19 protein-coding genes are annotated in these 25,233 nt (G+C 55.0%); 5 read left to right on the forward strand and 14 right to left on the reverse strand.

Annotated features, from left to right (window positions below):
- Nucleotide 1: 1 nt before the first annotated feature.
- On the reverse strand, nt 2–1,507 hold the full coding sequence (locus tag AB1A64_RS02440) for a PepSY-associated TM helix domain-containing protein (RefSeq protein ID WP_366549945.1): 1,506 nt from the start codon (nt 1,505–1,507) through the stop codon (nt 2–4).
- 711 nt (nt 1,508–2,218) lie between these two features.
- Between AB1A64_RS02440 and AB1A64_RS02445 the strand changes: the two genes are divergently transcribed.
- Both AB1A64_RS02445 and AB1A64_RS02450 read left to right on the forward strand, forming a co-directional pair.
- Complete coding sequence (locus AB1A64_RS02445) at nt 2,219–3,202, forward strand: glycosyltransferase family 2 protein (protein WP_366549946.1); 984 nt, start codon at nt 2,219–2,221, stop codon at nt 3,200–3,202.
- A complete protein-coding gene (locus AB1A64_RS02450; RefSeq protein WP_366549947.1) occupies nt 3,199–5,250 on the forward strand; it encodes a hypothetical protein in 2,052 nt (683 codons plus the stop codon). Before AB1A64_RS02445 ends, AB1A64_RS02450 begins: the two co-directional genes overlap by 4 nt.
- A gap of 50 nt (nt 5,251–5,300) precedes the next feature.
- Here the strand turns inward: AB1A64_RS02450 and AB1A64_RS02455 are convergent, their stop codons facing one another.
- From AB1A64_RS02455 to rfbF, 5 genes are read right to left on the reverse strand one after another with little or no spacing between them, the layout of a single operon-like run.
- On the reverse strand, nt 5,301–5,666 hold the full coding sequence (locus AB1A64_RS02455) for a GtrA family protein (protein WP_170516152.1): 366 nt from the start codon (nt 5,664–5,666) through the stop codon (nt 5,301–5,303).
- 32 nt (nt 5,667–5,698) lie between these two features.
- Nucleotides 5,699–6,577 carry an NAD(P)-dependent oxidoreductase gene (locus AB1A64_RS02460; RefSeq protein WP_366549948.1) on the reverse strand — a complete coding sequence of 293 codons (879 nt, stop codon included), beginning with the start codon at nt 6,575–6,577 and terminating at the stop codon, nt 5,699–5,701.
- Nucleotides 6,577–7,809 (reverse strand): class I SAM-dependent methyltransferase, encoded by a 1,233-nt coding sequence (locus AB1A64_RS02465; protein WP_366549949.1) that lies wholly within the window; start codon nt 7,807–7,809, stop codon nt 6,577–6,579. Before AB1A64_RS02465 ends, AB1A64_RS02460 begins: the two co-directional genes overlap by 1 nt.
- Nucleotides 7,806–8,891: an NAD-dependent epimerase/dehydratase family protein gene (locus AB1A64_RS02470; protein WP_366549950.1), complete on the reverse strand. Its 1,086-nt coding sequence runs from the start codon at nt 8,889–8,891 to the stop codon at nt 7,806–7,808. Before AB1A64_RS02470 ends, AB1A64_RS02465 begins: the two co-directional genes overlap by 4 nt.
- Nucleotides 8,873–9,646: a glucose-1-phosphate cytidylyltransferase gene (rfbF, locus tag AB1A64_RS02475; protein WP_366549951.1), complete on the reverse strand. Its 774-nt coding sequence runs from the start codon at nt 9,644–9,646 to the stop codon at nt 8,873–8,875. Before rfbF ends, AB1A64_RS02470 begins: the two co-directional genes overlap by 19 nt.
- A gap of 686 nt (nt 9,647–10,332) precedes the next feature.
- On the opposite strand from rfbF, the gene AB1A64_RS02480 reads away from it, so the two are divergent.
- Together AB1A64_RS02480 and AB1A64_RS02485 are read left to right on the forward strand one after the other, a co-directional pair.
- Nucleotides 10,333–11,826, forward strand: coding sequence for an NAD(P)/FAD-dependent oxidoreductase (locus tag AB1A64_RS02480; RefSeq protein WP_366549952.1), 1,494 nt, complete (start codon nt 10,333–10,335; stop codon nt 11,824–11,826).
- 78 nt (nt 11,827–11,904) lie between these two features.
- On the forward strand, nt 11,905–13,872 hold the full coding sequence (locus tag AB1A64_RS02485; protein ID WP_366549953.1) for a hypothetical protein: 1,968 nt from the start codon (nt 11,905–11,907) through the stop codon (nt 13,870–13,872).
- Between the two features lie 53 nt (nt 13,873–13,925).
- Here AB1A64_RS02485 and AB1A64_RS02490 read toward each other — a convergent pair whose 3' ends face one another.
- The 7 genes from AB1A64_RS02490 to AB1A64_RS02520 all read right to left on the reverse strand — a co-directional run bounded on the left by AB1A64_RS02490 (nt 13,926) and on the right by AB1A64_RS02520 (nt 23,665).
- A complete protein-coding gene (locus tag AB1A64_RS02490) occupies nt 13,926–16,043 on the reverse strand; it encodes a glycosyltransferase family 39 protein (protein ID WP_366549954.1) in 2,118 nt (705 codons plus the stop codon).
- Nucleotides 16,040–17,383, reverse strand: a complete 1,344-nt coding sequence (locus AB1A64_RS02495) for a glycosyltransferase family 87 protein (RefSeq protein ID WP_366549955.1) — start codon at nt 17,381–17,383, stop codon at nt 16,040–16,042. Before AB1A64_RS02495 ends, AB1A64_RS02490 begins: the two co-directional genes overlap by 4 nt.
- A 200-nt stretch (nt 17,384–17,583) precedes the next feature.
- Nucleotides 17,584–18,516, reverse strand: coding sequence for a sulfotransferase domain-containing protein (locus AB1A64_RS02500; protein WP_366549956.1), 933 nt, complete (start codon nt 18,514–18,516; stop codon nt 17,584–17,586).
- Nucleotides 18,500–19,522 (reverse strand): glycosyltransferase family 2 protein, encoded by a 1,023-nt coding sequence (locus AB1A64_RS02505; protein ID WP_366549957.1) that lies wholly within the window; start codon nt 19,520–19,522, stop codon nt 18,500–18,502. Before AB1A64_RS02505 ends, AB1A64_RS02500 begins: the two co-directional genes overlap by 17 nt.
- Complete coding sequence (locus tag AB1A64_RS02510; protein ID WP_366549958.1) at nt 19,522–21,015, reverse strand: hypothetical protein; 1,494 nt, start codon at nt 21,013–21,015, stop codon at nt 19,522–19,524. Before AB1A64_RS02510 ends, AB1A64_RS02505 begins: the two co-directional genes overlap by 1 nt.
- Nucleotides 21,012–21,986 (reverse strand): UDP-glucuronic acid decarboxylase family protein, encoded by a 975-nt coding sequence (locus AB1A64_RS02515; protein WP_366550246.1) that lies wholly within the window; start codon nt 21,984–21,986, stop codon nt 21,012–21,014. The genes AB1A64_RS02510 and AB1A64_RS02515 overlap by 4 nt, the downstream gene beginning before the upstream one ends.
- Before the next feature lie 623 nt (nt 21,987–22,609).
- A complete protein-coding gene (locus AB1A64_RS02520; protein ID WP_366549959.1) occupies nt 22,610–23,665 on the reverse strand; it encodes an adenylate/guanylate cyclase domain-containing protein in 1,056 nt (351 codons plus the stop codon).
- A gap of 109 nt (nt 23,666–23,774) precedes the next feature.
- Between AB1A64_RS02520 and AB1A64_RS02525 the strand changes: the two genes are divergently transcribed.
- The gene (locus tag AB1A64_RS02525) at nt 23,775–23,939 is read left to right on the forward strand and encodes a hypothetical protein (protein ID WP_366549960.1); all 165 of its coding nucleotides are present in this window, start codon (nt 23,775–23,777) and stop codon (nt 23,937–23,939) included.
- A 553-nt stretch (nt 23,940–24,492) separates the two neighbouring features.
- Here the strand turns inward: AB1A64_RS02525 and AB1A64_RS02530 are convergent.
- The gene (locus AB1A64_RS02530; RefSeq protein WP_366550247.1) at nt 24,493–25,182 is read right to left on the reverse strand and encodes a TRAP transporter large permease subunit; all 690 of its coding nucleotides are present in this window, start codon (nt 25,180–25,182) and stop codon (nt 24,493–24,495) included.
- Between the last annotated feature and the right edge of the window lie 51 nt (nt 25,183–25,233).

Consider the following 25,233-nt stretch of genomic DNA (forward strand, 5'->3'; position numbering starts at 1 on the left):
ATTACCAAATAGGATTGCCCATTCGGAACGTGACTTTCTGTTCCGTACCATCGGGTTTTTTCAGGTAGGCAATGACCTCGTTTCCGGACTCGAGGGGCTCAAACCTGAAACGGCCCAAGGCTTTGTCCCCATCCCGGGCCAGATCAACAGATTGTGCTGTGGTCCCGTTGACCTCAACCAGGGCCGCACTGACATCCGGTGCGCCGATACGCAATTCAATCTCGATCAGGGTATCGCGCCGCAGCGGTTCATGTAGGACCAGCTGTGCCACCGCGCCGTTGGCATCAACCGGATGCACGCGGGACGGGACATATGCGTCCGGGTTCACGCGCCAATATACAACCGCAAGAATACCCATCAGCAACAGCAGATAGATCCAGCGTACAAACCCCATCCCGCGCCAGACGCGCTTAAAAGACCCCTCTGCTTGGGAAGGCGGGGCCAGACGGGCCGCATAGATCAACGAACCGGTAAAGGCGAGGCCTGTGGCCACTAACCCCAGAACAATCCACAGCGCCATGGAAAATGGTCCACCCCAAGTTCCGTAGTGCAGCATCTCCATCAACAAGTTCACACGAGCAAGCCCCCGGAAGTCAGCTGGCGTGTAGATGTCAAGAACCTCCAGCGTCAGCGGATCAACGGCTACGGTGGTCTCGCCGCGAAAATGTGAGAAGTCCTCATGTTGCCCGATAAACTTTAAACTGCCGGCCTTGCCACCGGGAAGCGTCAGGGTGACCGGATGAAAGCCTGGAAGCGCGGCCCGAGCTTTTGCTTCGGCCGCATTGATGACGGTTCCGTCAAACCCATCGGGCAGGGCAGCTTCGCGTGGGGCGGTGGGTTGGAATTTCAGTTTTCCCCCTTCAATCCCCAGGCCCCCCAGCAGAAAAAAGAAGCTTGTTATGGCAATCAAAAAGACCAGCGGTGCCGCCCAGAGAGCCGTCAGCCGATGGGCGCCGCCGGCCCACATTCTAAAGCCGCCCGCGCTGCTGGGCCATCTGAAAAATCCTTTCCAAAAGCGCCGGTAGGTGATTAGCCCACTGACCATCTGAAAAAGCAATGGGATGGACATCGCGCTAATGAGAATGAACACAAATCTGTTGTCGATCAGGAATGTATCGTGAAGCCCCGCAAGAATGGTGCTGAATCCTGGATCGCCTGTCTCATAAACGACGGTGCCTGTGGCGGGGTCTGTCCAGTAACTGACGCGCTCACCCCATCCTGTGTGCCCAAATGTGCGATCCACCAGCCAAGACTTTGGATGCTTGAGGATAACAAACGCCTTGCCTTCGGGATGTGCGGATTTGATCCCATCATAGATTTGGCCGAAACTTGCTGTACGCTCGTCTTCTTGCAGGGTCGTCCAGATCTCCGGCCGACCTATGGATTCGATCTCGAACCCTGCCACAAGCAACGTACCTGTCAGAAACATGAAGGTGAAAAAGGCGGAAAGAAATAGTCCAATCCAAGTGTGAAGCCTGAACAACTGGTTACGAAATTTACGAGTCATATGAAGTCAAGCTCCGATGAGACCCAAATATGATAACTCAATTGGCTTGTCTTGAATAGCATTCAAGCTGCTGAAATTGTGTTATAAAGCGCCGATTTTGGCAGTTTTGAACAGCAAGGGTTGATAGGATTTCATTGAGAGCCCTGCAATTTCGGATGGTCCCTGGAAACATTGAAACCACGTCTATCACGGATACGGTGCAACTAAGATCAGGCCCTGATTTCCGGTCAGTTGCGGCTTGACGTTGAAGGCGCTTCTGCGGCGAAATTGAACTCCAAATCGTCTCGTGAACCGTCTGTCTCGGTGCCAGTTCAAGAACACCACTGACGGCATGATCTTCGCAGTCTTCTAGGGGCGCGGAGGCATCGTCCGTCAGAACGCTTATACCAAAGAGAGGTTTTGGCGGCGATTATCACTTAGTCGGACGCCAGTGTGACAGCGCACATCACCCGAAGTTCAGACACGCAGAACCTCTGAGTGTGTAGTTCGTATGTGACTACTAGTTGGAACAAAATTGATGCAGGTTTCCTGGATAAATCCGCACTCGGGTCCAGGGAAATGGATTTAGGTCTGTGGCGTTAAACACACTGCATTTTAAAACATTTCTGCGGATTGCCTGTTGCGCGAATCTGCAAGGGCGCGGGATGATATAAGTGTGACCGAACCGGCGGTGGGTAACCGGAGATTGTAGTTGTTAAGCAAAGATATGATATGAAAACCATTTCAATTGTCTCGCCGTGCTTTAACGAAGAAAGCAACGTTGCGGATTGCTACAAAACCGTCAAAGAGATTTTCGACAAAAATTTGCCTGGTTACAGGCGAGAACACATCTTCATCGACAATGCCTCAAGCGACAGAACCGTAGAAATTCTGCGGGAGATTGCTGAAAAAGATCAGGATGTGAAGGTCGTGGTGAATGCCCGCAATTTTGGGGTGTTCCGGTCGACGTTCAACGGGCTGCGTTACGCCAGCGGCGACGGTATTGTTGTCATGCTGCCGGTTGATCTGCAGGATCCCCCCGAAATGATCCCCGAATTTGTCGAGCTTTGGGAAAGCGGCTATGACGTGGTGGCCGGCGCGCGCAGCACCCGAGAGGAAGGGTTCCTGATGCGCAGCGCACGTGGTGTTTTTTATTCTATTGTCAATGGGTTGTCAGATGTATGGTTGGAGCCGTCGGTGGGCGAGTTTCAACTGATCGACCGTAAGGTTTTGAAGGCGGTGCTGTCCCATAACGATCACTACCCTTATATCCGCGGCATCATCGCCAGCTGCGGCTTCCGCAGGATCATCCTTCCCTATGTCTGGAAGGCTCGGAAAAAAGGTTTGTCCAAACACAGCCTGATGGCCCTGACCGATCAGGCGCTGAATGCAATCTTCTCATTCACGCGGGCACCGATGCGGTTCTGTACGCTCAGCGGGCTGGTGATTGCGATCAGCTGCATCCTGTTTTCGATCTTTTCCACGTTGCTCTATTTCGTCGACCCGGATCAGGCGCCGCGCGGGACCACGACCATTATCGTGGCGCTGTTTTTCCTTTCGGGGATTCAGATGCTGTTTATCGGCATGCTGGGGGAATACATCACCTCGATCCACAATCAGGTCCGAGGCGGCCCGATTGTTACCGAACAGGAACGTATCAACATCGAAGGCCCAGCCCGCGATCCAGCAATGCTCAAAGATGAGCATACGGCATGAGGGCTTGTTTGGTGCCGCTGCGATGGTGCGGTGTTGCTTTTGCCCTGTGGGCCTGCGCAGGACCGGTCTGGGCCGAGGAGCCTACGGTTACGAATGCCACGCTGACCGAGATGCGTATCTGGTTTGCCGCGATGACTGCGGCAGCGGTGCTTTTGCTGGCAGTTTTCTGGTCTCGTAGGCAATTGCTTTTTGGTCTTTTGGGGGGCGCGGTGCTTTTGGGCAGCGCGGCCAGGCTGTGGCTGACGCAGCCGCTTTGGTTTCCTAGGCTCGAGATTTCGACAGACCCGCCAGAAAACCTGATCATGCTGGCGATACTGGCCGCACAGGCGGGCCTGACGTTTTTCGTCCTGATGCGTCCTGCCGGTCGGGCGGCAATACGCTGTCTTTTTGCACAGGCAGGGGGATTGCGCCTAGCCCTGCTGGTGGTTCTGATCGCCGCCTTCAGCATTTCCGCAACGCCCTACATCAACTATGGCTACTATACCGCATTTGGGCTGCAGATCGGCGTCGGAGGTGTATTATCCCTTGTCCAGATTGCCACGCTGGTTGCGGTTTTTACCGTCTCTGGTCCTGATCATGCCCCGCGCCTTCCTGTATCTGGCCTTGCCATCTTTGCAACTTTGGTCAGTGCAACCCTCGCCTGGACGGCCTTTGATCGCGTGCCGCATGTGGAAGATGAGCTGTGCTATCTTTTCCAGGCCCGTATCTTTGCCAGCGGCGCTTTATGGAGCCCGGCACCACCCGAGGCCGCCCAACCCGCGCTGGACTACTTTCTGCTCGATATCCGTGACGACCGGTGGCTTTCTGTCTTTGCGCCGGGCTGGTCGGCAGTCCTGTCCCTCGGGGTGCTTATTGGGGCGCCCTGGCTGGTCAACCCGCTGCTGACCGGGGCTTCGGTTTGGCTGACCCATGACATCCTGCGGCGTACGGTCAGCCGGGAACGCGCTGATCTGGTTGCCCTGCTAATGGCAACGTCTCCGTGGGTTCTGGCGGTCGGCGCGTCATTGATGGCGCATTCGGCAACGGTCTTCATGGTGCTTGTTGGCCTGTGGTGTCTGCTTCGGGCAGGTTCGGGATCGACATTGCGGGACATTGCACTCGCGTTTGTCGCCGGGTTGGCCCTGGGTTGGGTGTTTGTGATCCGGCCGCTTGATGGAGTTATCGTGGGTGGATTGGCGGGCTTGTGGCTGCTTCGTCGTCTTCCCACCGGGGGTGGGCAGGTTGCAACCTATACGGCGGGCGGGGTTCTGTCCGGGTCGGCCTTTTTGTTGTTCAACTACGCCTTTACGGAACAGTTTTTGCTGACGCCGCAAGCCGACTACTTTGTCCGCATCTGGGGTGACACCGGCAACGCCTTTGGGTTCGGCCCAACCGTCGGCCCGCCCGAGAAAAACTTTGGTGCGCTTGATATGTGGCCCGGTCACAGCCCGCTGGAGGGGCTGGTGAACATGTTGCACGGGTTTGCGGCGCTCAACATGGAACTTCTGGGCTGGGTTTTTGGCTCACTCATCCCGGTTTGGGTTGCCTTGCTCTGGCGCAACAGCTTGACAAAGTTCGATTGGGCGATGCTTTTGGCTTTCTTGACCATCATCGGCGCGCTGTTCTTTTACTGGTTTATCGGCGGGTTCTATATCGGCCCGCGTTACTGGTACACTGCGGCGCTGCCCGCGCTAGTTCTGGCCGCGGCCGGAATTGAAGAGATCAACCGCCGCCTGCCGGAAAAGCACCGAGGCCGCCTGGGCAACGTTGTCTTGTTGTTGTGTGCGGTTTCAGTTGTGAGTTTCACGTCCTGGCGCGGGGTTTCGAAATATCAGAACTATGGTAACTATTCCGGCGACATAAGGCGGATGGCGCAGGCCGGCGATATCGGAAATGCGCTGGTATTTGTGTCCGCACACCATAACATCGGGTCTGCGCTTTACCTCAACGATCCGTTTCTCCCATTGGATAAACCGATCTTCCTGCGCGATCTGGGGGCCGAGCAGAACGCGGCTGTGATCGAAGCCTTCCCCGGGCGCGAAGTTATCTATCTCGGGGATGCCAACTAGCCCGGGGTGCGTTCGCCGAGGGCTGCGAAATTTGACACATGGCCGACGTGTCAGATTTTCTGTTGCCAGGGAAAGCGATCGGTCAGCGCCCGGGAAATGGCGATGAATGCCAGGATGGCCGCCGGCAGCACTATCAGTCCCTGTGCAATGATCGGCTGCAATCCAAGTGACAGCAAGCCTTCTAACGATAACGCATTGAAAGCGTAAACCATCACATAGGACAGAATATAGTGTGGCAATCGATTCAGGCCCTTAGAGTCGAATACAAGCCGGGCATGGGTAATGAAATTCCATAAAACCCCAACAGAAAACGAGATTACCAACGCGACCTGCGGCGGTAGGCCGGACAGGCTGAGGATGGCAAAAAGTATGTAGCCGAACGCAGTGTTCAATATTCCGACCAACACAAAGCGCATGAAAGAATTCCGACGGGGTGCAAGCCATTTTTTCACAATGCCCTTCCTTCGGCGCGCAGGATATCTGCCACCCCCGAATTCAAGTTATGCTGCGGTCTAAAACCGACCTTGTCGCGCAACCGGGTCACGTCCGCCTCTAACAGGTCCGGATCGTCCGGCGCTCGCGCAATTGCGCCCAATTGGATCAGATCGGGGTGATGCATTTGGGTTGCGACCTCTGCAATCAGGTCCCGCACCGCGATTGCGGTGCCGCTGGCAACATTGACCGCGCCGACCTCATCGGTATCCAGCAGGCTTGACAACGCGCGGGCCAGATCGTCGACATGCAGAAAGTCACGCTTTTGCAGCCCGTCGGTACATTTCACTGGCTGACCCGCACGCAGGTTTGAAATCAGATCCCCAAGCAGCCGCCCTGGCGGCTCGCCCGGCCCGTAAACGAAAAAGATGCGGGCCCAGGCCAGCGAAAGGCCAAGCGCGTCCTGCCCTTTGCACAGCGCCAGACCGGTCCCGGCCTTGGCTGCCCCGTAAAGCGTGCGGGGTCGCAAGGGGCTTGTTTCTGTCAGGGTCGCCTCAGACCAGTCATATTCGGCACAGCTTCCTGCGCAGACCGCGCGTTGGCCGCCTATGCGTGCAAATTCCTGCACCAGATGCAACGTGGCTGCCATCCAGTCCAGATTGACCGGAGAAGCCCAGCGATCGCGCGGCCCGTCATGCCATGCCAGATGAACCAGATGGCTGGTTTGGGCTGTTTCAAGGGCTGTTGTTGTGGCGATGGGGTTCAGCAGATTGCAGATGATGTCGCTGCCCGGGTTCCGGCCCAGTGTCACGACTTCATGGCCTGCCCCCGCCAAAACCGATGCTGTCGCACGGCCGATCAAACCGGCCGCTCCGGTCAGCAGAACCCGTGCCATCAGCTGATCCTGACCTCTGGCACGGCCGTTGCGAACCGAGTGCCGCAGGCCTTGAGGTCGGCCAGCTGATCGATGACTTCGTCCCGGATGTTCCAGGGCAGGATCAGAACATAATTGGGTGGTGTCTCGCGCAGCGCCTCGACCCCGTGTACAGGAATGTGGCTGCCGGGCAAAAGCGTGTTCTGCTTGGCCGGATTGCGATCCACACAATATGAAATCAGATCAGGCCCGATCTCAGCATAGTTCAGCAATGTATTGCCTTTGGCAGCCGCCCCATACGCGGCGATAGTATCACCGCGGGCCGCGACCTCGCGCAGGAAGGCAAGCAGCCCGTCGCGTACCGCCTCGACCTGACCAGTAAAGTTCATATAGCCTTCGGGGCGGTTGAACTGCGCCGCCGCCTCATCGGCGCGGACCTTGGCAAGGCCGGGTCCTTCAGGGTGATTGGCCCCTTCAAGACAGGCAAATACCCGCAACGAACCGCCATGAGTGGGCAGTTCCTCGACATCGAACACGCGCAGGCCGGCTTTGGCGAAAATCTTTTCGACCGCCAACAGCGACAGATAGGAATAATGTTCGTGATAAATCGTGTCGAACTGCACTTCGTTGATCAGATTCAGAAGATGCGGAAATTCGACCGTATAAACCGCCTCACCGGTTAGCAAAGTGGCAATTCCGGCGACGAAATCATTGATATCGGGCACATGGGCCAGAACATTGGCCGAGGCGATCAGCGATGGCGGTTTCTCGGCTGCGGCGACCTTCTGGGCTAGTGTTTCGCCGAAATAATCGACCAATGTGCGCACGCCTTTCTGTTCGGCGGCGGCTGCCACGCTGCCCGAAGGTTCGATGCCCAGCACCGGAATGCCCTTTTCGACAAAATACTGCAGCAGGTACCCGTCATTCGAGGCGATTTCGATCACCAGATCATCCGAACCCAGTTGAAGACGCTCGACCATCTTGTCTACATAAGATCTGGCATGGGCCAGCCAACTGTCTGAATAACTAGAGAAATACGCGTAATCGCCATTGAATATCTCGTCAGCGGGCACCGCATCTTCGACCTGCACCAGATAGCAATCGTTGCAAACCCAGGCATGCAGCGGGTAACGCGGGCATGCCGTGTTCGCGCGTTCGGGCGGAACATAGGAATTGGCCAGTGGCGACAGCCCGAGATCGACCAGTGTTTGGCTCAGCGGTGCGCCGCAGTGTCTGCAAGCAGGTTGTGTCATTGCGGCATCCTCCAGCGCAGGTCCTCGCTCAGCACGCCATTGTGGATATGTTCTTCCAGCGCTTTCAGTCGCATCAGCGGTGAGGATCTGAAATCGGGGTCTTTGAAATGGATTTCACTCAACAAGTGCAGCAGATCGGCAATTGTATCCGTAAGCGTTTGGACGGGCAGATGTTCAGGCGCCAGTTGCTTATACAGCGAAAAGTCGACCTTATACGAACGGTTGTCAGGGGCAGCATCGGGATTGATCGAATAGCTGGCCCCTGGCACGGCTTCAGCCACAGCCTGCGCCAGATCGCGGATCTGATAATTCCACGCATCCGATCCCGCATTGACTGCCAACCATTGGCCCCCGGCATCTTCGGTCCGAGTGATCGCCCAGTCGATGGCTCGGGCCATGTCGCGCACGTCGATGAGCGGCCGCCACGGGCTGCCGTCACTCAGTACGGTGATCTTGCCAGCGGTGACGGCGCAGGCCGCAAAATCGTTCAATACCAAATCAAGCCGCAACCGGGGCGACGGCCCGCAAGCGGTGGCAAAGCGCAGCGCAGTGCGCAGCATTCCCGGCGTGTTCATGGCCTCAAGCGCCCGCTCGGTTCCGATTTTGCTGCGGGCATAGGCGGTCAGTGGATTCAATGGCGCATCCTCGGATCGCGCGTCGCCCTCGGCAAATCCATATACGGAGCAGCTGGAGGCAAAGACAAACCGCGATACCCCGGCTTCGGCTGCCAGGTGTGCGGCCTGTACAATGGCGTCCTGATTGATTTCCGTGGTAACGGTTTCAAACCGCGCACCCATCGGATCATTTGAAACCGCCGCCAACGCAACAACTGCGTCGGCCCCTTGGAACAACGAGGAATCGATGTCGCGGATATCAGCAATGATCTGCTGGTTCAGAAACCGTTCGGGCCACGCATTATGTGTGGTCAGCCGGTCCGAGAAAAACCCGGGATCGACCCCGACTAAGTTGGCGTTGGGCCAGGATTTCCGCAAAGTGGCGGCCACAATAGGACCGATATAGCCCAGATTGCCCAGCAGGATGATTTTCGGAGAAGGCCTTAGCGTCATTCCCAGACCTTCCATGGGGCATTGTCTTCCTGCCAACGCTCTTCAAGCTGGCGGCGATCGCGGAGTGTATCCATTGGTTGCCAGAACCCTTTGTGGCGGAACGCCATCAGATCGCCGTCTGCAGCCAGGGACTCAAGCGGATCGCGTTCCCAAATCTCACTATCCCCATGCAGCAATTCGCCGACCGACGGATTCAAAACGAAGAACCCGCCATTGATAAACCCGCCATCGCCGCCCGGCTTTTCGGCGAAACGGTCGATCCGGTTGCCGTCCAGTTCCAACGCCCCAAAGCGTCCCGGCGGGATCACCGCAGTCAGTGTTGCACGTTTTCCGTGGTTTTTGTGAAACGCGATCAGTGCGCTGATATCGACGTTTCCGACCCCGTCCCCATAGGTCATGCAAAAGGCCTCTTCATCCTTAAGCAGATGCATGACCCGGCGAAGCCGCCCGCCAGTCTGGCTGTCCTGGCCGGTATTGACCAGGGTCACGCGCCAAGGTTCCGATTTGCTGTTCGCGATCTCAAGGCCACCATTGGCCAGATCAATGGTGACGTCCGAACTGTGCAGAAAGAAGTTCGCAAAGTATTCCTTGATCACATAACCCTTGTAGCCAAGACAGACGATGAAATCCGTGACCCCATGGGCGGCGTAGATCTTCATGATATGCCAGATGATCGGTTTGTCCCCGATCTCGACCATAGGCTTTGGTATCCTGACGGTCTCTTCGCTGAGCCTTGTTCCGAAACCACCAGCCAGAATAACGCACTTCATAAAATTGCTCCCTCTCCAATAAGGGGTCAGCCATCAATCGTTAACTACGAACGTCAGTCGGCCACGACCTCGTTCTCAATAAACACCTACATGCAGTAGGCGGGAGCACCTTGCCCGTGTCAAGATTCAGTGGATAGTCAGGTTCGGCACTTGGCCATCGCACCACAACTGACCCTCAAAAGCACACAATGAAGACAAATGGGGTGTATTGTTGATTCAGAATTTTGGGCGGAAGCGAAGTTACGACACCACCACTCTTGTCCTTTTCTCCGCTCGGGCTGTTCTCTTGATGCCGTAGGATGGCGCGCTTAGTTGCGACCAGACCTAAAGTTTTTCCCAGCACAGGCGAAAGAAATTCATGTGTCGATCAGGGCCTGACGAAATAGTTCATGTAACTCAACCTGTTGGAAGGTGGCGTCGATCGTTTTACGCGACACCCATCCTGAAATCGGGAGGCATTTTTCCGAGAGGTCTGCTGTTAATGCACGCGATCTGGCGCAGTGCCTGCCTGTGGGATCAGCAGCCCAATATCATGGCAGGACAGATTGCATTTTGCCGGGTACGGATTGGGTCCGTGAAAAGCCTGGGCATATTATTTGGGCCGATCATTAGGAATTTGTTATGAAATGGTGATAAGCTCTAGTAGTTTGTAGTCAGTTTTTTTCGAGTATACGGGTGTTAGTCATTTGCAAAAAGATACCGTTCCTGTCGTAATTATCGGTGGCGGGCCTGCCGGGTTGACTGCAGCCCACGAGCTTCAGAAACTTAGTGAAACGCATGTTCCCCAGGTCTTTGAGGCCTCGGACATGGTTGGCGGCATTTCACGCACCGAAACTTTCAATGGTTACCGTTTTGATATCGGAGGGCACCGGTTTTTTACCAAGGTGCGCGAGGTTGAAGATATGTGGCACGAGGTGATGGGAGATGATTTCATCACCGTGCAACGCCTGAGCCGCATTTTCTATCGCGGCAAGTTTTATGATTACCCGCTGCGTATCTTCAATGCCCTTGGCAATATAGGCCCCTATGAGACCTATAAGATCATCGGCAGCTTCGTGAAATGGAAGATCCGCCCTAAAAAACAAGAAGATACCTTTGAAGAATGGGTCATCAACCGTTTTGGCGGGCGGCTATATTTACATTTCTTCCACAGCTACACCAAAAAGGTCTGGGGAATTCCGCCGTCAGAAATTCGGGCGGACTGGGCTGCGCAGCGGATCAAGAACCTGTCTTTGCCCAAGGCAGTCTGGAACGCGATTTCCGGTGCCAATGACACCGCCAGCCTGATCGAAGAGTTTCAGTATCCCCGCCTTGGCCCCGGTATGATGTGGGAAAAGACCCGCGATCTGATCCGGGAAAGGGGTGGCAGTGTTGAGACACATTCCGAAGTGGTGCAGGTCAATCGCGACGGCACCCGTGTGACGTCGATTGATGTGCGTCATTGGGACGAAAACGGCGACAAAACGACCGAACGGGTAGAGGGCGATGAGTTCATCAACTCAATGGCCGTGCGCGACCTGATCCATGCATTTGATCCGCCGCCGCCGCCAGAGGTTGTCGAGGCTGCCGATCGCCTGAGATATCGCGATTTCTTGATTGTGACTTTGATGCTTGATCACGCCGATCCATTCCCAGACAACTGGATTTACATCCATAGTCCCAAGGTAAAGGTCGGGCGCATCCAGAATTTCCGCGCCTGGTCCAAGGAAATGCTGCCCAACCAGGACACCTCGTCCATCGGAATGGAGTATTTCTGCCAGAAGGGTGACGGGCTTTGGTCGTCTTCAGACGCGGACCTCAAAGAATTGGCTGGCCAAGAACTGGAACAGTTGGGTTTGGCCAAGGCTAGCGATGTCATCGATTTTACCGTGATCCGGCAACCCAAGGCCTATCCGGTTTATGATGGTGATTACAAAGAAGCGCTGGATATTGTCAGTGATTGGCTGAAGACGTTTGAGAATTTCCAGACCGTCGGCCGCAACGGCCTGCATCGTTATAACAATCAGGACCATTCGATGTTGTCCGCCATGTATGCGGCGCGCAATATTCTGGGTGAGGAAAACGACGTTTGGGATGTTAATGTCGAACGGTCCTATCACGAAGAATTCGAGTCAAAGCCTCGAAAAAAAAGGTCTGAAACCGCGTTTGAGAAAGGAAACCGTACTCGAATGAGCGGATAGGCTTTGAACCCGCCTGATTGTACAGGAGCTTTTGGGCGAACAGCTTTTTGAGTTCGAATTGACAGGTTGACCAGAACCGTGAAGCAATTTCGATATTTTATCTTGCTGGCAATTCTGGTCGGTATTGTCCTGGCCGGGCAGGGTATCGCCCCTCAGATTGCGGCAAAAGCTGCGCTGGCGGACGGAACCTCTCCCTATTTCATCGCAGAAGATGCGTTGTTCCTGTATGTTTGGGTGCCGTTGGTGGCGCTGTCGGCGTCGGCCCTTCTGATTGCGCCAGGCCTGCTTTTGGCTTTGGGTATTGCGGCGCCAGACGAACGTTTCGAGTTTTGGTTGTTAAAGGGATTTACGTTCTCTCTTTTCGGCGTGTCCACAACTTCGGCCGCGGTACAGGCCATCAGCGGTCTGTCACTAATGGGACCAACATTTATCCTGCTGATTTTGCTGCTGTGCTTGCCCGGACTCGTTTTGATATCGCGCAGGCCGGCACCTAATATCTTTAAGGGCAGGGGCTGGGATATTGCCGGTATGATCCTGCTGCCTTTGCTGGTTCTGCTCGTGCTGGCACCGAAATTCTATTGGGAGGCCTTGAATGATGACGGCGCGCACGGCTTTCTGAGCGCAGCATTATTTATAACCCGTGGCGTGCCCTTCTGGCCTCCGGAAATCGGTCCGCTGGGCAGTTACCCATCGCCGAAGATGATGAACGAAGTGATCTTGCAGACCGGGTTCATGCGGCTACTTGGCCCGTCCGAAGCTATTATCCGATTTGCATACCTACCAGGCATCTCAATTGTATTTGGGGTGATGTTGGCTTTTGTCCGTTCATCAAACAACCGCACAGATGTGTGGTCTGTTTTCGGGCTGGGTGCAGCCCTGCTTTTGTTCTCTTTCGTGATGGCGTTTAACCCAACCTACAATCCGTATTTCGCCGATATTGCCATGCCAATGATGCGGGAACCTTTGATCATTCTGGGGGTGTTGGGCTTCATACTGTTCTTCTTGGAAGCCAAAATTGGCTGGATGGCGGTTGTTTCGACACTCGCGTTATTCACGGCACCGAACGGTATTTTGCTGATTGGCTTCTTTCTTATTGCATACCTTCTTGTTGAGCGATTTCAGCCGATCCGTCAGGTGTTTTTGGCTGGGCTGATTGCCGTTGGCGTTGTTGCGCTAAGTTCCCTGATGGGGTTTGCGCTGGAAAAGGCCGGATTAACCGGATCCTCTGATGAGTTTAGTTCGGGTGCCATTCTACGCCGACTGCGATTTGTCACGCTTTTTGATACACAGCGCTTTTTGTTTTGGTTGCTACCTTGTGGGATTTTGCCGGGACTGGCGCTGTTGGCGTGGCGCTGGCAGGATACGCTGTCCAGAGCGCTGACACTGACAACCGTGGTGTATGTTTTGTTTTTTTATGTTCAAGCCTATCGTATTCTACCGCATCACTTTGCCCCGGCCACCTTGCTGCCGTTGATCGTTTTTTGGCGATTGCGGCCGGTTCAGGCCGCTCCGGCCCCTGCTTTCGCTATGGCGTTGGTCGGGCTGGTCTTGAGTACCTGGAGCAGCTGGCCCGAGACAATGCGCCCATTCACTGTGACACGGGATCTGGGGCATCGCATCGCCATTGAAACCGAGTCTGATCCGTTTTTCGACTTGGACGAAATCCGAATTGTGTCGGCTCTGATCAGAGGCGCTTTTCCTCCAGCCTGGTCCGAGGAAAAACTGCAGGATCAATATGTGGCTGGCGTTATTTCGGTCTACGTGCATGCGCGCATGCCTGCCCCTACCGATGTCAGAACGGATTATTTCGTTCGCATGGCCTCGGAACCTTTGGGTGCCAATGAAACACAACTGGGCGAGGCCGTAGAGGGCAGGGTCTTAGTGACGGACCGTATGTCTGCATACGAAAAAGATATCCATAATACAGACGCCCCGATCAGTATTGCGCCTGCCTATCACGTGCCATTCGACAGAATCTTTGGGCGCGAAGCTCCGGGCGCGCCACGTCAGGTTTGGGATCTCGCAAAAATAGCCGGCCTCAGATAGTCAAAAACCTTGGGTGATGGGCCTGCAAACAGGCCGCCCGCCGAGGTGCCCTCCTATTTCCGATAAAATGTTTCTTGGTGTTCGTCGTAGTAAAGCACGGGGCGGCCAGGAAAGGCCTTGACCACGGCATCATTCACTGTGTCCCCCAGATCCTTTGCAAAAACTGGTTCGTCCAAAGGAAACCACGGATCATTGAAGAACTGAGCCGAAGCGGGCTGGCCTTTGGGAGTGATAAAGACAAGCGGTTGGGCGGTGCCTTCTGTTTCGGGCAAAACCAGATAACGATAGTGATCGTCATAAGCACGGTGGTCGTGATATCTTGTGACGCCCCGGTAGGACAGAAAGACCGTCACAGAAAACAAGCACAAAACAAGAAGCACGACGTTTAGTTTGTCTGGTGCGGATGCAAGGCCAACAGTTTTCAATTGGTTGCCGGATTCCAGAAATCCCCTGGCGCTTAGAAGCGCCAAAGGAATGATCATCATGAACCAATATCGGGGACCGACATAGAAAATGGAGACAAACCAATACAGGGTGTGCGCCAAAGCAACCACGATAATGATCGCAAGCATCATCCGATCTGTTTCGTTAGTGCGGCTATAGATCAGTAACGCCCAGACAAATACAAGCGATCCGACACCCCAGCCCATGAAATCAGTATGAAGCGCGCTGATGGTTGTTAGCGTGTTTATGATCCCCTCAAACAACGAATGCTCATGTGGTCGCAACTCCATGTCGCCCCAACCTTGTGGGGAGCCGATATTTTGGCCAAACCCAAAGGCGTTAGACCCATCAATCCAGGTCCGGTGATAATAGTCCGACAATGTTGTCAGCAGCGGGTCGCCAGTGAAGTAGAAATTGTAGAAAAAGATCAGGCTTCCGGTTGCCACACATCCCACGCTGTAGCTGATCACGGTCAGGGGATGGCGTAAGACACCCCCGCGCCATAACAAAAACAAACCCGTTAGAACTCCAAGTAAGAGGCCGTCGAGATTGCGGGTCAGGAACAACCATCCCAGCGCCAAGCCGGCAACGAAGACCGACAATATAGCCCCTTTCAATCCGCCTTCTTCAGCGCGCAGGATCAGAAGCCACGCCAGTAAAAGCAGAAACAGCGCGAATGTATGGGCCATCAAGGTCGCCGACATCGCGATGAACCAAGGGGAGGTCGCCAGGATCAAGGTGCTGATGCTGGCCGTGCGCATGTTTGTTAACCTTTGCATCACGCCCTGCGCCAGAAAGATGGAAGCGGTGCCCAGGATCGGATTAACCAGCCAGGGCGCCCCGAAAAGAACTCCCACTGCCAGAAACGCAGGCCAGCCAGGCGTGAAGACCGATATCCACCGCCCGTTATGGTGATCAAGCAGATAGTGTTCGAAGGCCTCTCGGGGGCCTTCCGGCATAGCGGGCACATACAGGGCGCCACTCGCATAGGTCTTGGCCTGAAACATATAGGCAAGTTCATCCTGAACATGCGGCACCCGTTCAAAGGCGAACCATTCCAGCACCAATGTCGCAATCAGAAAAACAGCGGCCATGCAGCCTGCCCATCGCCAGCCCGCGGGCAGAGTAACCCCTTTGGGCAAGGTGGCAGCCAATGCGATCACCGTCACCAGGTTGATGACCACAAGGATCAGCCCCGCCGCAAGCTGAACGAAATAGACGTCGATTTCGTTTTGGCGAAGATGGTCGAGGATCGGTATGCTGAACGCACCGCTGAGCAAAAGGAACAGAGTAGTGCCTTTTACGCCCAAATCGCTGATAACCTGAGAGAGTTTGCTGTTACCGGAATTTCTGAACAACACAAAAGCCGAAAGGGCACCCTGTCCGAAAATTATAGCATACATCGCCATTTCGATGGCCGTTCTGGGCGGCAGGCGTAGCGCCGGGTACCAAAGCGGTTGTGTCACATAAAGCTGCGATGCCCCGCCTACAAACAAAAGCAGCAGCATCAAACCCGGTACCGTCAGATCCCACAAAACAAAAACGGAAAAGATAATTAGCGCCAGTGCCACCATCAGCATCCACCATTGCGCCAGATCGCGGATGCCGGGCAGGGTGCCCTGTGCTAAAATGACAAGTATCAGCACTGCGACCAGCCCGGCAAACCCAGCAAGAGCAATGCGCCAAGGACGAGACGGCGCAGGCGAAGATTTCAGAAAAACAGTCATGCGCGTGAAGATTGGTTTGAAGCGTTGGCCTTCTGTCTGTTCAGTTGCAGAACTGTATCAACGACCGCTATTAGAAACAGCAGGGCGCCGATGGTTGCCAAACGCGAGCTTGGAAAGATCTCGACCCCGTCCACATGGAAGGCCCAGATATTGACAAGGTTCTCTGATCGCCAGATTAGCAAGGCGCCAAGCCCGGCGAACAGAGTGCTGACGATCCGCCCCCTGAACAGCAGTGTAAGCGGGGCGGCCAACAGCACAAAATCATAAATATGCAGCGGCGCCAGCGCGACGATAGCTGTGCAAGCCAATCCGAAGACCTGCCAGGTATATTTGTTGGCGTCGCAGGCGCGCGTCAGCCGGGCAGGGCCATGACACAGCACCACAATGATCACGAGTGTGATGATCGTTGCCACAGAGCTGCCAATATCACGATCCGTAACTTCCCAAATGATCAGCCGCAGACCCGTCATGGATTGTGGAAGGTTGGCAATTGTAAAACCGTCATAAGCGGCCAGATTTCGAAAGAAATCCAAAATGGTACTTGGAGCGACCAAAAGCGACGGCACTGTCAGCAGGGCGGAAAGAAACAGGGCCATCAAAACCACTTTCCGAGAGTGCGCATCAAACAACAGGTACAGGACCACAAATGGCGCTCCGATCTGCGGTTTGAGCAGTACCAGCGTCAAACCGACGGCTTCGAAAAAGAGGCGTCCGCTGACGCGGCTCCACAGCATAACGGCAATGCCAAGCCCTGCAATCAGCGTCGTCTGACCAACGGAAAACAGGATCGCGGTTGCTTCGAGGATCGCCATAAGAAAGAACACCACACTGAAAAGCGGGAAAAAAACCTGGCCTCCCGTGAACTCGTCGATCATCTGGGCGCGCCCTGGAAATGCGGTGGTAAAGGCGCTGGTCAACATGCCGCAAATTGCGATGACGATCACCAGACCGAAGATATTCCAGACGACACTCGCTGTGTTCAGATCCAGCGCCCCCAAAGGCGCCGCAAAAATCCACCAAGTCGGTGGGTATGGCCATAGAACCGGGACATGTCCGACCTCAATATTGGCTTCGCCATGCTCCAAAAACGTTGGCCCGTAGGGGTTTACGCCACCGTGCCACATGTCACCCGCCACCCAGATGAACCGGAAATCATACCCTGCGGGAAGGGCAGACAGTTGCGTGATCTTCAGCAGCAGATAAGCCAATGCCAAGGCACACATAAGCAACGAAAGACAAAGGGTGACGCGCCGTGCAATAACGGGGCTGATGAACAATCGTCGCGCATTGCCGTCCGGTGTCATTCGCGACGAGGCTGTTGCTCTGTCAATGTCGTCCATAAAAAACTGTCACCATTAAATCACCGTCGTCCGGTATTAATTGTGATCAACCAGACAACAGGCCTATAAAACACAGGCCTATCCTAAAGCATGCTGCTCAAAATCAAAGTATTGATGGTTGCACCTTGGTAGAAATGCAAAACGTCAAGTGCAGCATGCACATTCTGCTGGATTTGGGGGAATTGTTGACAGAAGCGCGATCAGGCCCGCCAGGAGCTTAGATCGCGGTCCAACAGATGTTCCAGATTTTCGATTTCCGGCAGCAACCTTTCACGCAGGATCGCGCGTGCCCGGTCTGGCATTTCCACCTCGCGTTTGAGGTTGAATTGGGACAGGCGGTCCCTGATTTTCCAGCGCAGTTCCTGTGACATGACACGGGCGATCATTCCGGTGATCGGGTTTGGTTTCATCAGGAAATCCTGAAACAGACGGCTGCGCGGAACACCACCTGCATTTACCCGCGATGACAGATCGGGTTGGAAACTTGTATCGGCACGGATGAAAGTGGTGATGCTGTCGATGACGTCTTTGGGGTCTTCCTGGAATTCTTCGTAGGTACGGATCAGGAATTGCTCGCGGTCGAACAGTTTGAAATAGCGTGACAATTGCTGTGCATATAAGGGAAAGCGCGAATATCCGAACAGGGGCTGCCAGCCTGCGGCAAGCCGTTCGTCTTCGGCGTCCAAAGCGGCGGAAAAATCCTCGAGCGGTTCGATCCGTTGCTTTACCGCATAAAGGTAATGGGACAAGGCCTGGTCAATTGGATTGCGCAGAATAACCACCATGCGCACCCGGGGAATACGTTGGTGAATGCGTTCGGGCGCTTTGGGTGCGTAAAGATAAAGCGGGGAAGCTTCACCGCAGACCACGCCTGATTGCGCATCGGAAAACAGGGCATGATAGTCAGCGATCTGCGTGACAGAATTGTTGACATAGTCCGCGCCCGGGCCAGAGAAATTCAAGGTTTCGCCCTCGAAAGCAAAGAAGTTTGGCTCTTTGGCTGACGGCATGAAGATACTCGGGTTTTGCCGCAGATGGCTGTACAGCGCCGTTGTACCGGCCCGCGCGGCGCCAAGGATCAGGAAATCCGGCATCCGTGCCTCAGGGCCCGAAATTTCAGTTTCGGGTGACATGGAGTTTCTGCTTTTGCCCCAGAACGTGATACTCGAACAGGCACCAGACATAGATCGTGGCTGAATAGACGTAATATACTTGGTGATACAATAGGCATTTAAAGGCAAACCACGCCCCGCCATGCCCGGCCATCGTGCGCACCAGATCGAAATTGGCGACCAAAGCGGCCACAAGCAACAGCAAGGGCAGGGCCCATGCACCCGGCCAGAAGAGCAGGGCCAGAACCGACAGCAACAGCAAACCAGCAATCGCGGCCCGGACCCGTTCGGCCATCGAGGTGTTCAGATCGTCTGTCAGCCCTTCGCGTGAAATCATCAGCCGGGCCCAGGGCAGTGCGCGGCAATAGATGTCGGTGCTCAGGCTGTTGCGCATGGTCCAGACCTTCAGATGTTTGCCCTGCAACTGCGGCTCGACAAGGATGCGGTATCCGGCAGTGGCAATTCGATACCCCAGCTCGATATCTTCAATCGACGGGACCTCATAGGTTTTCACGTCGAATCCACCGACCTCAAGGAAAACGTCGCGCCGGATGGCACCGCACCCAGCCCAGAAGGTCCGCGCCTCGCGCCGTGCGCGTTGGTGGTGATAACGGTGCAATAGGTTTTTGTAGCGCGAAAACCAGGACTGCCCGTCTGGTGCATCGTCATACGAGCCGAAAACGGCCGCGACATTGTCTTCGGACATGGCACGGCGGATATGTTCCGGACCGTCAGGCCAAGCGATGACGTCGGAATCTACGAACCATAGTATGTCGCCCGTCGCGTGCTGCGCAGCCAGATTGCGGGCCGCGCCCGGCCCACCATTTACAGGCGTTGTCAGGACCGTCGCCCCCATCTCGCGCGCAAGCGCGGCCGTGCTATCCGGGGATTGGTCATCCACAACCAGAACCTGCTGAACTTGACCGGCATTCAGCAGCTCAATCAGAGGTGTCAGAACGCGGGGCAACAGATGCTCGGCATTGTAGGCGGGCATAACGACACTGATGGACGAAGAATGATCCGACATCATAAATCCCCTTTGGTGGCGACGCGCGGGACAGCGGGCCACTTTATGACAAGTAGAAAGGCTGCCGTGAACGGAAGCAGCCACATCACGCGCGCTCCATATCGGTCTGCCGGCTGTGACACCCCGCCACAAACTAGCGCATTGACCGCAATTCCAATCAGAATGAACAGGGCAAACAGTTTTACATCACGCGGCACGCTGCGCGGGGTCAGCAACAAAACCACAATGATCGCAAATGAAACGGCATAGACAAAGCCGTGCAGCGCATTAACCGGCGTAAGCCAGCCGCGATACTTGGACAACCGGCCGCCTTGAATCAGATGCAGCTGAGAGTCGTCCAGTCGTGCTAGATGACGGGCATTGTCCAGCGCCTGCTCTGTCGGGATTGTCATCCAAACGCTGTCGCGCAAAATTTGGCGATAACCGTTTTTGGCCAGCGCCCAAGATGTGGCAATAGGCCGGGAAAGAAAAACGGCCTGGGCGAAGTCACGCTGGGAGCGCGCCACCTTTTTCTGGTCTTCCGCTGACATAAGCCGGAAGGATCCAAGCTTGGGCGAGCGCTCGAAAATGATATGCGATACTGTCATCCGATAGGGATCATCAGACCATGAAAGGGCCTCGTGCAGGGCGCAGGTCGGTACGTTCGCGTCGGGGCAGGCGTCATTCAGGTAATCCATGCCCGGCCCATCCACAATCAGCCGCGCGGTGATATGAGGCGTATAGACGACCTCTTTGTTTGTTTTGGTTTCCACGGCGATCTGAAAGGCTTTGCGCTCGGCCACTGCAACCGCAAGCACGATCACAAGCAATATCACCGCCCGCCATCGCCCCCGTGCTTTCATGAATAAGGCGGCCAGGATCACAAAAGGCACCATAAGCCCAGCGATTGCCAGATGTGACGGGTGTGAAACGACCGAGAACACCGCCAGACCTGACATCACAAACAGTTCCCAGCCTCGCATTGTGCGACCGACCGCCGTCAGCGCAGCGATCACGATCAGCAAAACCGGTGCGAATATGTCCGGCATCATATAGGCGATGTAAAACGGCAATGAGGAAAGGGCCGCGGCCAGAAGCGGCACAGAGGTCAACAAAGATGTGCTGTGGGACTCTTCCAAGGACCGGTTGGTCGTCCGTGCCAGCAACCAAACAACCAGAAATATGCCCGCCAGATGAAAGATCGGAACGGCAATAAGGGCTCCGGCGCGAAAAAATATAGCCATGACAATACCATAGATCAGCGACCGGGACCCGGTTGCGGTATTGTCCTGATCCGCAGCGCCACCTCCACCTGCGCCGCCACCCTCGCTTATCGTTGGCAGCAAACTGTTCAGCGCCACGTTGCCCTGTCGAATATAGCTGCCAGTGTCGAAGTAGTAGAGAGGCCCGCCATTGATCAAAAGCGCGGACAAACAGGCCAGCACCGCCGCGGCAAGCAGCAGAAATCCTCCAACTCGCCAAGATGGCCTATCAGAGGAAACCGATACGTTCATATCCGTTCTACAGCGCTCTCCGCCGCCACAGCTATGCGCCGGAAATAGGCGATTGTTGCTTCCAGCCCTTCTTCCAGCGGTACGTGGGGTGACCACCCCAGCTGTTCTTGGGCCCGGGTGATGTCAGGTTGGCGCTGGATTGGGTCGTCCGGCGGCAACGGGCGCTGCACCAGTTCAGATTTCGAGCCGGTCTGACGGATCACGGACTCGGCCAGTTCACGGATGCTCAATTCCACCGGGTTGCCCAGGTTAATTGGCCCGGTCACGTCATCAGAGGACTCCATCAGCTTGATCAGCCCGTCGATCAGATCGGAAACGAAGCAGAAGGACCGGGTCTGACTGCCGTCACCATAAATGGTGATGGGTTCTCCGTTCAGGGCCTGCATGATAAAATTGGATACGACACGCCCATCATCTGGATGCATGTTCGGCCCGTAGGTGTTGAAGATCCGCGCCACTTTGATCGGCAGGTTGTGCTGGCGGTAATAGTCAAAGAACAACGTCTCGGCACAGCGCTTGCCCTCGTCATAACACGAACGCGGTCCGATCGGATTGACGTGGCCGACATAATCCTCGGTTTGCGGGTGAATTTGCGGATCGCCGTAAATCTCGGATGTCGAAGCCTGCAGAATTCGTGCGCCCACCCGCTTGGCCAGCCCCAGCATATTGATCGCACCATGCACAGCCGTCTTGGTCGTCTGGACCGGATCGTGCTGGTAATGGAACGGAGAGGCCGGGCAGGCCAGATTGTAAATCTCATCCACTTCGACATACAGCGGAAAGGTTACGTCATGGCGCATGACCTCGAAGCGGGGATTTTGCAGCAGGTGGTGCAGGTTTCCGCGCCGACCTGTGAAAAAGTTGTCAACACACAAAACCTCGTGGCCTTGTTTCAGCAGGGCCTCGCACAGGTGCGAGCCAAGAAAGCCTGCGCCACCCGTAACCAGAATCCGCTTAGCGGTTAGATGCATGTCGTTGGGATCAAAATCAGACGCGTTCATCAGCGCTCTCTGCAGTTATAATCCGACCGGTATTGCTTCGCGTCGGTTTTCTAAAACGATCAGGCACTACAAACGAATAAAACAAAGAATTCGGCTGCAATATTGAGCGCCTGCACTCAGTATGTACATCGCGGTTGAGGCTACACGAAATTTGGGAGGGGACGAAGGATAAATATGCGCGCTATGCGGTTTTTGTGGTTTCCGGTTGTATGAGCCATGTTTCAGAACCAGTTACTTGAACTGGACAAAACAATTCTACGCTCAGGTCAGGATTGTTCCGAGTATGTCAAAAAAGACCTCGTTAAGCCTTTGGGGGCCTCGCGGGGGCATATTCGGTGTCGGATCACCTTAACGGTGAGACTGCGGTTGCAACAAAATTAGCCACTTAGAGGTTTGAATTTTTGAGACTCTAGAAACCACTATTTTCTAACCGAACAAATAAAAAGGCAGTCCATCATTTGACGCGCTGAGAACGGCCCGAAAGAGCCCTAAGCTGACATTAGTTTTCCATTCAACCACCACGTCTCCACCTCGCCCATTCCCTTAACTGCGACGGTTCCTCGTGGTTCGAACTCATATTCACCCGCAAGCTCTTACATAACCGCCGACGTTACCTGAATACGGCCGGGCTCGCCGTTGCTTTCCATCCTTGACGCCGAATTAACCGTGTCTCCCCAGACGTCGTAGAACGGTTTTCTATTCCCTATAACGCCCGCAACCACGGGTCCCGCATGCAGACCGATGCGTATCTGTAGCCCCTTTGCGAAGTCGGGCGACATCTGGGCCACAGTTATTTGCACATCCAAGGCCATCTCGGCGACCCGGTGCACGGGATCGTTGCAAGGGTTCGGCATTCCCGCCGCCGCCATGTATGCATCTCCAATCGTTTTGACTTTCCCCAAACCGTGCTTTTCAGCAAGTGAATCAAATGCACTAAATATCTTGTTTAGGAACGCAACGACGTCTACCGGCGGTAGCTTTGCGGCCCTTGGGGTGAAGTCCACAATGTCAGCGAACAGTATGGCTACCTGCGGCAGTTTATCTGCGATTGTGCCACTGGGTTCCACCTTTAGCCGCGCTGCGATGTCTTCAGGCAATAGGTTATACAATAGCGCCTCAGACCTAGCATATTCGGCTTCCAGCTCCACTCGTTGAGCCTCCACCTTGCCGTAGAGATTTCCCAGACGCTCACTGGCGACGTTTACATTGTTGGCAAGTTCACTGAGTTCGTCGCGATTGGGGACTGTGACGCGCGCGTCAAAGTTTCCACCTGCAACAATACCGAGAGCCTGAACAATACGCCGGACTGGCCAAATCAGCGAGGAAGACAGGGAATATCCAAGAAGCAACGCTATGCCCACGGCAATGAGCGCAGCTGTAAGGACATTTTGACGAGAGACCAAGAAGGCTTGGGCCGTCGTCCTAGCGCTGGCGGCCATCTCCCTTTCGATATCTTGCACAACGGTGTATACGTCTCTTTGGATCGCACGCAGCGGCTCAAAGAGGTTTTCCATAGCGTAAGGTGCGGCGACCAGTTCCCCCTCGTCTTCGCGTAAGCGTTGGGTCTCTGCAGCATGTGGGGGCGAGATTTTTAAGCCCTGCCTGAAAACGCGCAATGAGTTCAGCGTCTGGCATACCTGGTTGGCCAAAATTTCGCACACCTCTGTTCACGAATAGCAGAAGGTCGTCAACCCGGTCATCAACAGGAATTCCAAAGAAGGCTCCTGGACCACGTCCAACGACTGATTGGGGCATGTAATGGCCTATCGTCAGGACGATGAGGTCGCCGACATACGCGTGGATCTGGTTGAAAAATTCGATGCGTTCCTGGTTTCGGATCATAGATTCGGTACGGGTGTTGGCCTGTTGCAGAGAGTTCAGGCCAAAGAGCGCAAGCCCAACAAGCAAGCACGTTATTCCTAAAAACGCGATTAGCAATTTGGTGCGAACAGACAGCCCAATCGACGCAACGCCTCGAGTTAGAATGTTGGGCTTTTCGGACATTGTAAGAATTGTTCCTCGAATACGAACTCGAAACAACATTGGCTTCGATTATGCCTTGCTGGTCAGGGTTCGCAAACTGCATATTTTTCTTGAGCACCTGCAAGCCGTTTACAAATTGCTAAAGCGCAGTCGCGGGGAACGGTGGCTTTGTCCGCATTTCGGAGTTTGAAATACCCGACGATGAAGGTTCGGTTTGGGCTGACTGCGGTCCTTTGGAGTAAAAATGCGGATGGCCGCAAAGTCCCGCTCATCCGCCTTTCGCATTCTAGTTCTGAATGTTTGGATTGCGGGTACGATAGCAGATATCAACCAATCTGCTCAAAGTCGGCTCTGGGCCGTTAGAGGCTGGAGGGGTTGCGGGAACCCGACCATAGTGGCGCTGGAAACTGCGAAGGTTTCTCAAGGCAGGTTTTCTGATGTTTTGAAGATCCTGTGCAGCAATGGGACGAGTTATTAGAATTTCTGTCGACCCTTAAACACCTGTGTCACTCTGTGAAAATACGTCTGGGCAATAAACTATTGAACGAAACCACGCGATAGCGCTGGCACAAACGTCACAACCAGTAGACCAACTAGCATTAGGGCGATGAAGGGTAGGGCGCCTAGAACGATCAACCCGAACCTCTCGCGGAAAGCGCTCATGGCGACGATCAGGTTGATGCCTATCGGGGGGGGTAAGTAGCCCGATCTCGAGGTTGATGATCATCACGATGCCCAGATGCACGGGCTCGATGCCATAGACCCGCCCCAGCGACACCAGAAGCGGAGCCAGAATCGCGATGGCGGACATCATGCCCCTTAGGCAGCCGACAATCAGCAGCAGCGCGTTCATCGCCAACAGAAAGGTGATTTTCGACGTGATCGCCGACCGCACCCAATCTGCCAACTGGGCAGGGACCTGGTGTGAGATCAAAAGCAGGTTCATGCTGAGTGCGATGGCGAGGATCGGAAAGATGGTACCCAGCGTGATTGAAGTTTCGATAGCTGTGTCGCGCAGGTCCGCCAGAGTCAGTTCATGGTAGATCACGCACTCGACCAGAATGGCATAGGCCGGCGCCACGGCGGCCGCTTCGGTCGGTGAGAAATAGCCCGAATAGATCCCGTCCATCAAAATAGCCGGCATCAACAAGGCCCAAATGCCTGCTCGCAGCGCAGATATCAGCGCGCAGGTGAATACCGTTGCCGTGGCAAGTGACGGATGGTGAACAGGGAG

The sequence above is a fragment of the Ruegeria sp. ANG10 genome (genome assembly GCF_040705255.1).
In the GTDB taxonomy this organism is placed as follows: Bacteria; Pseudomonadota; Alphaproteobacteria; order Rhodobacterales; family Rhodobacteraceae; genus Ruegeria.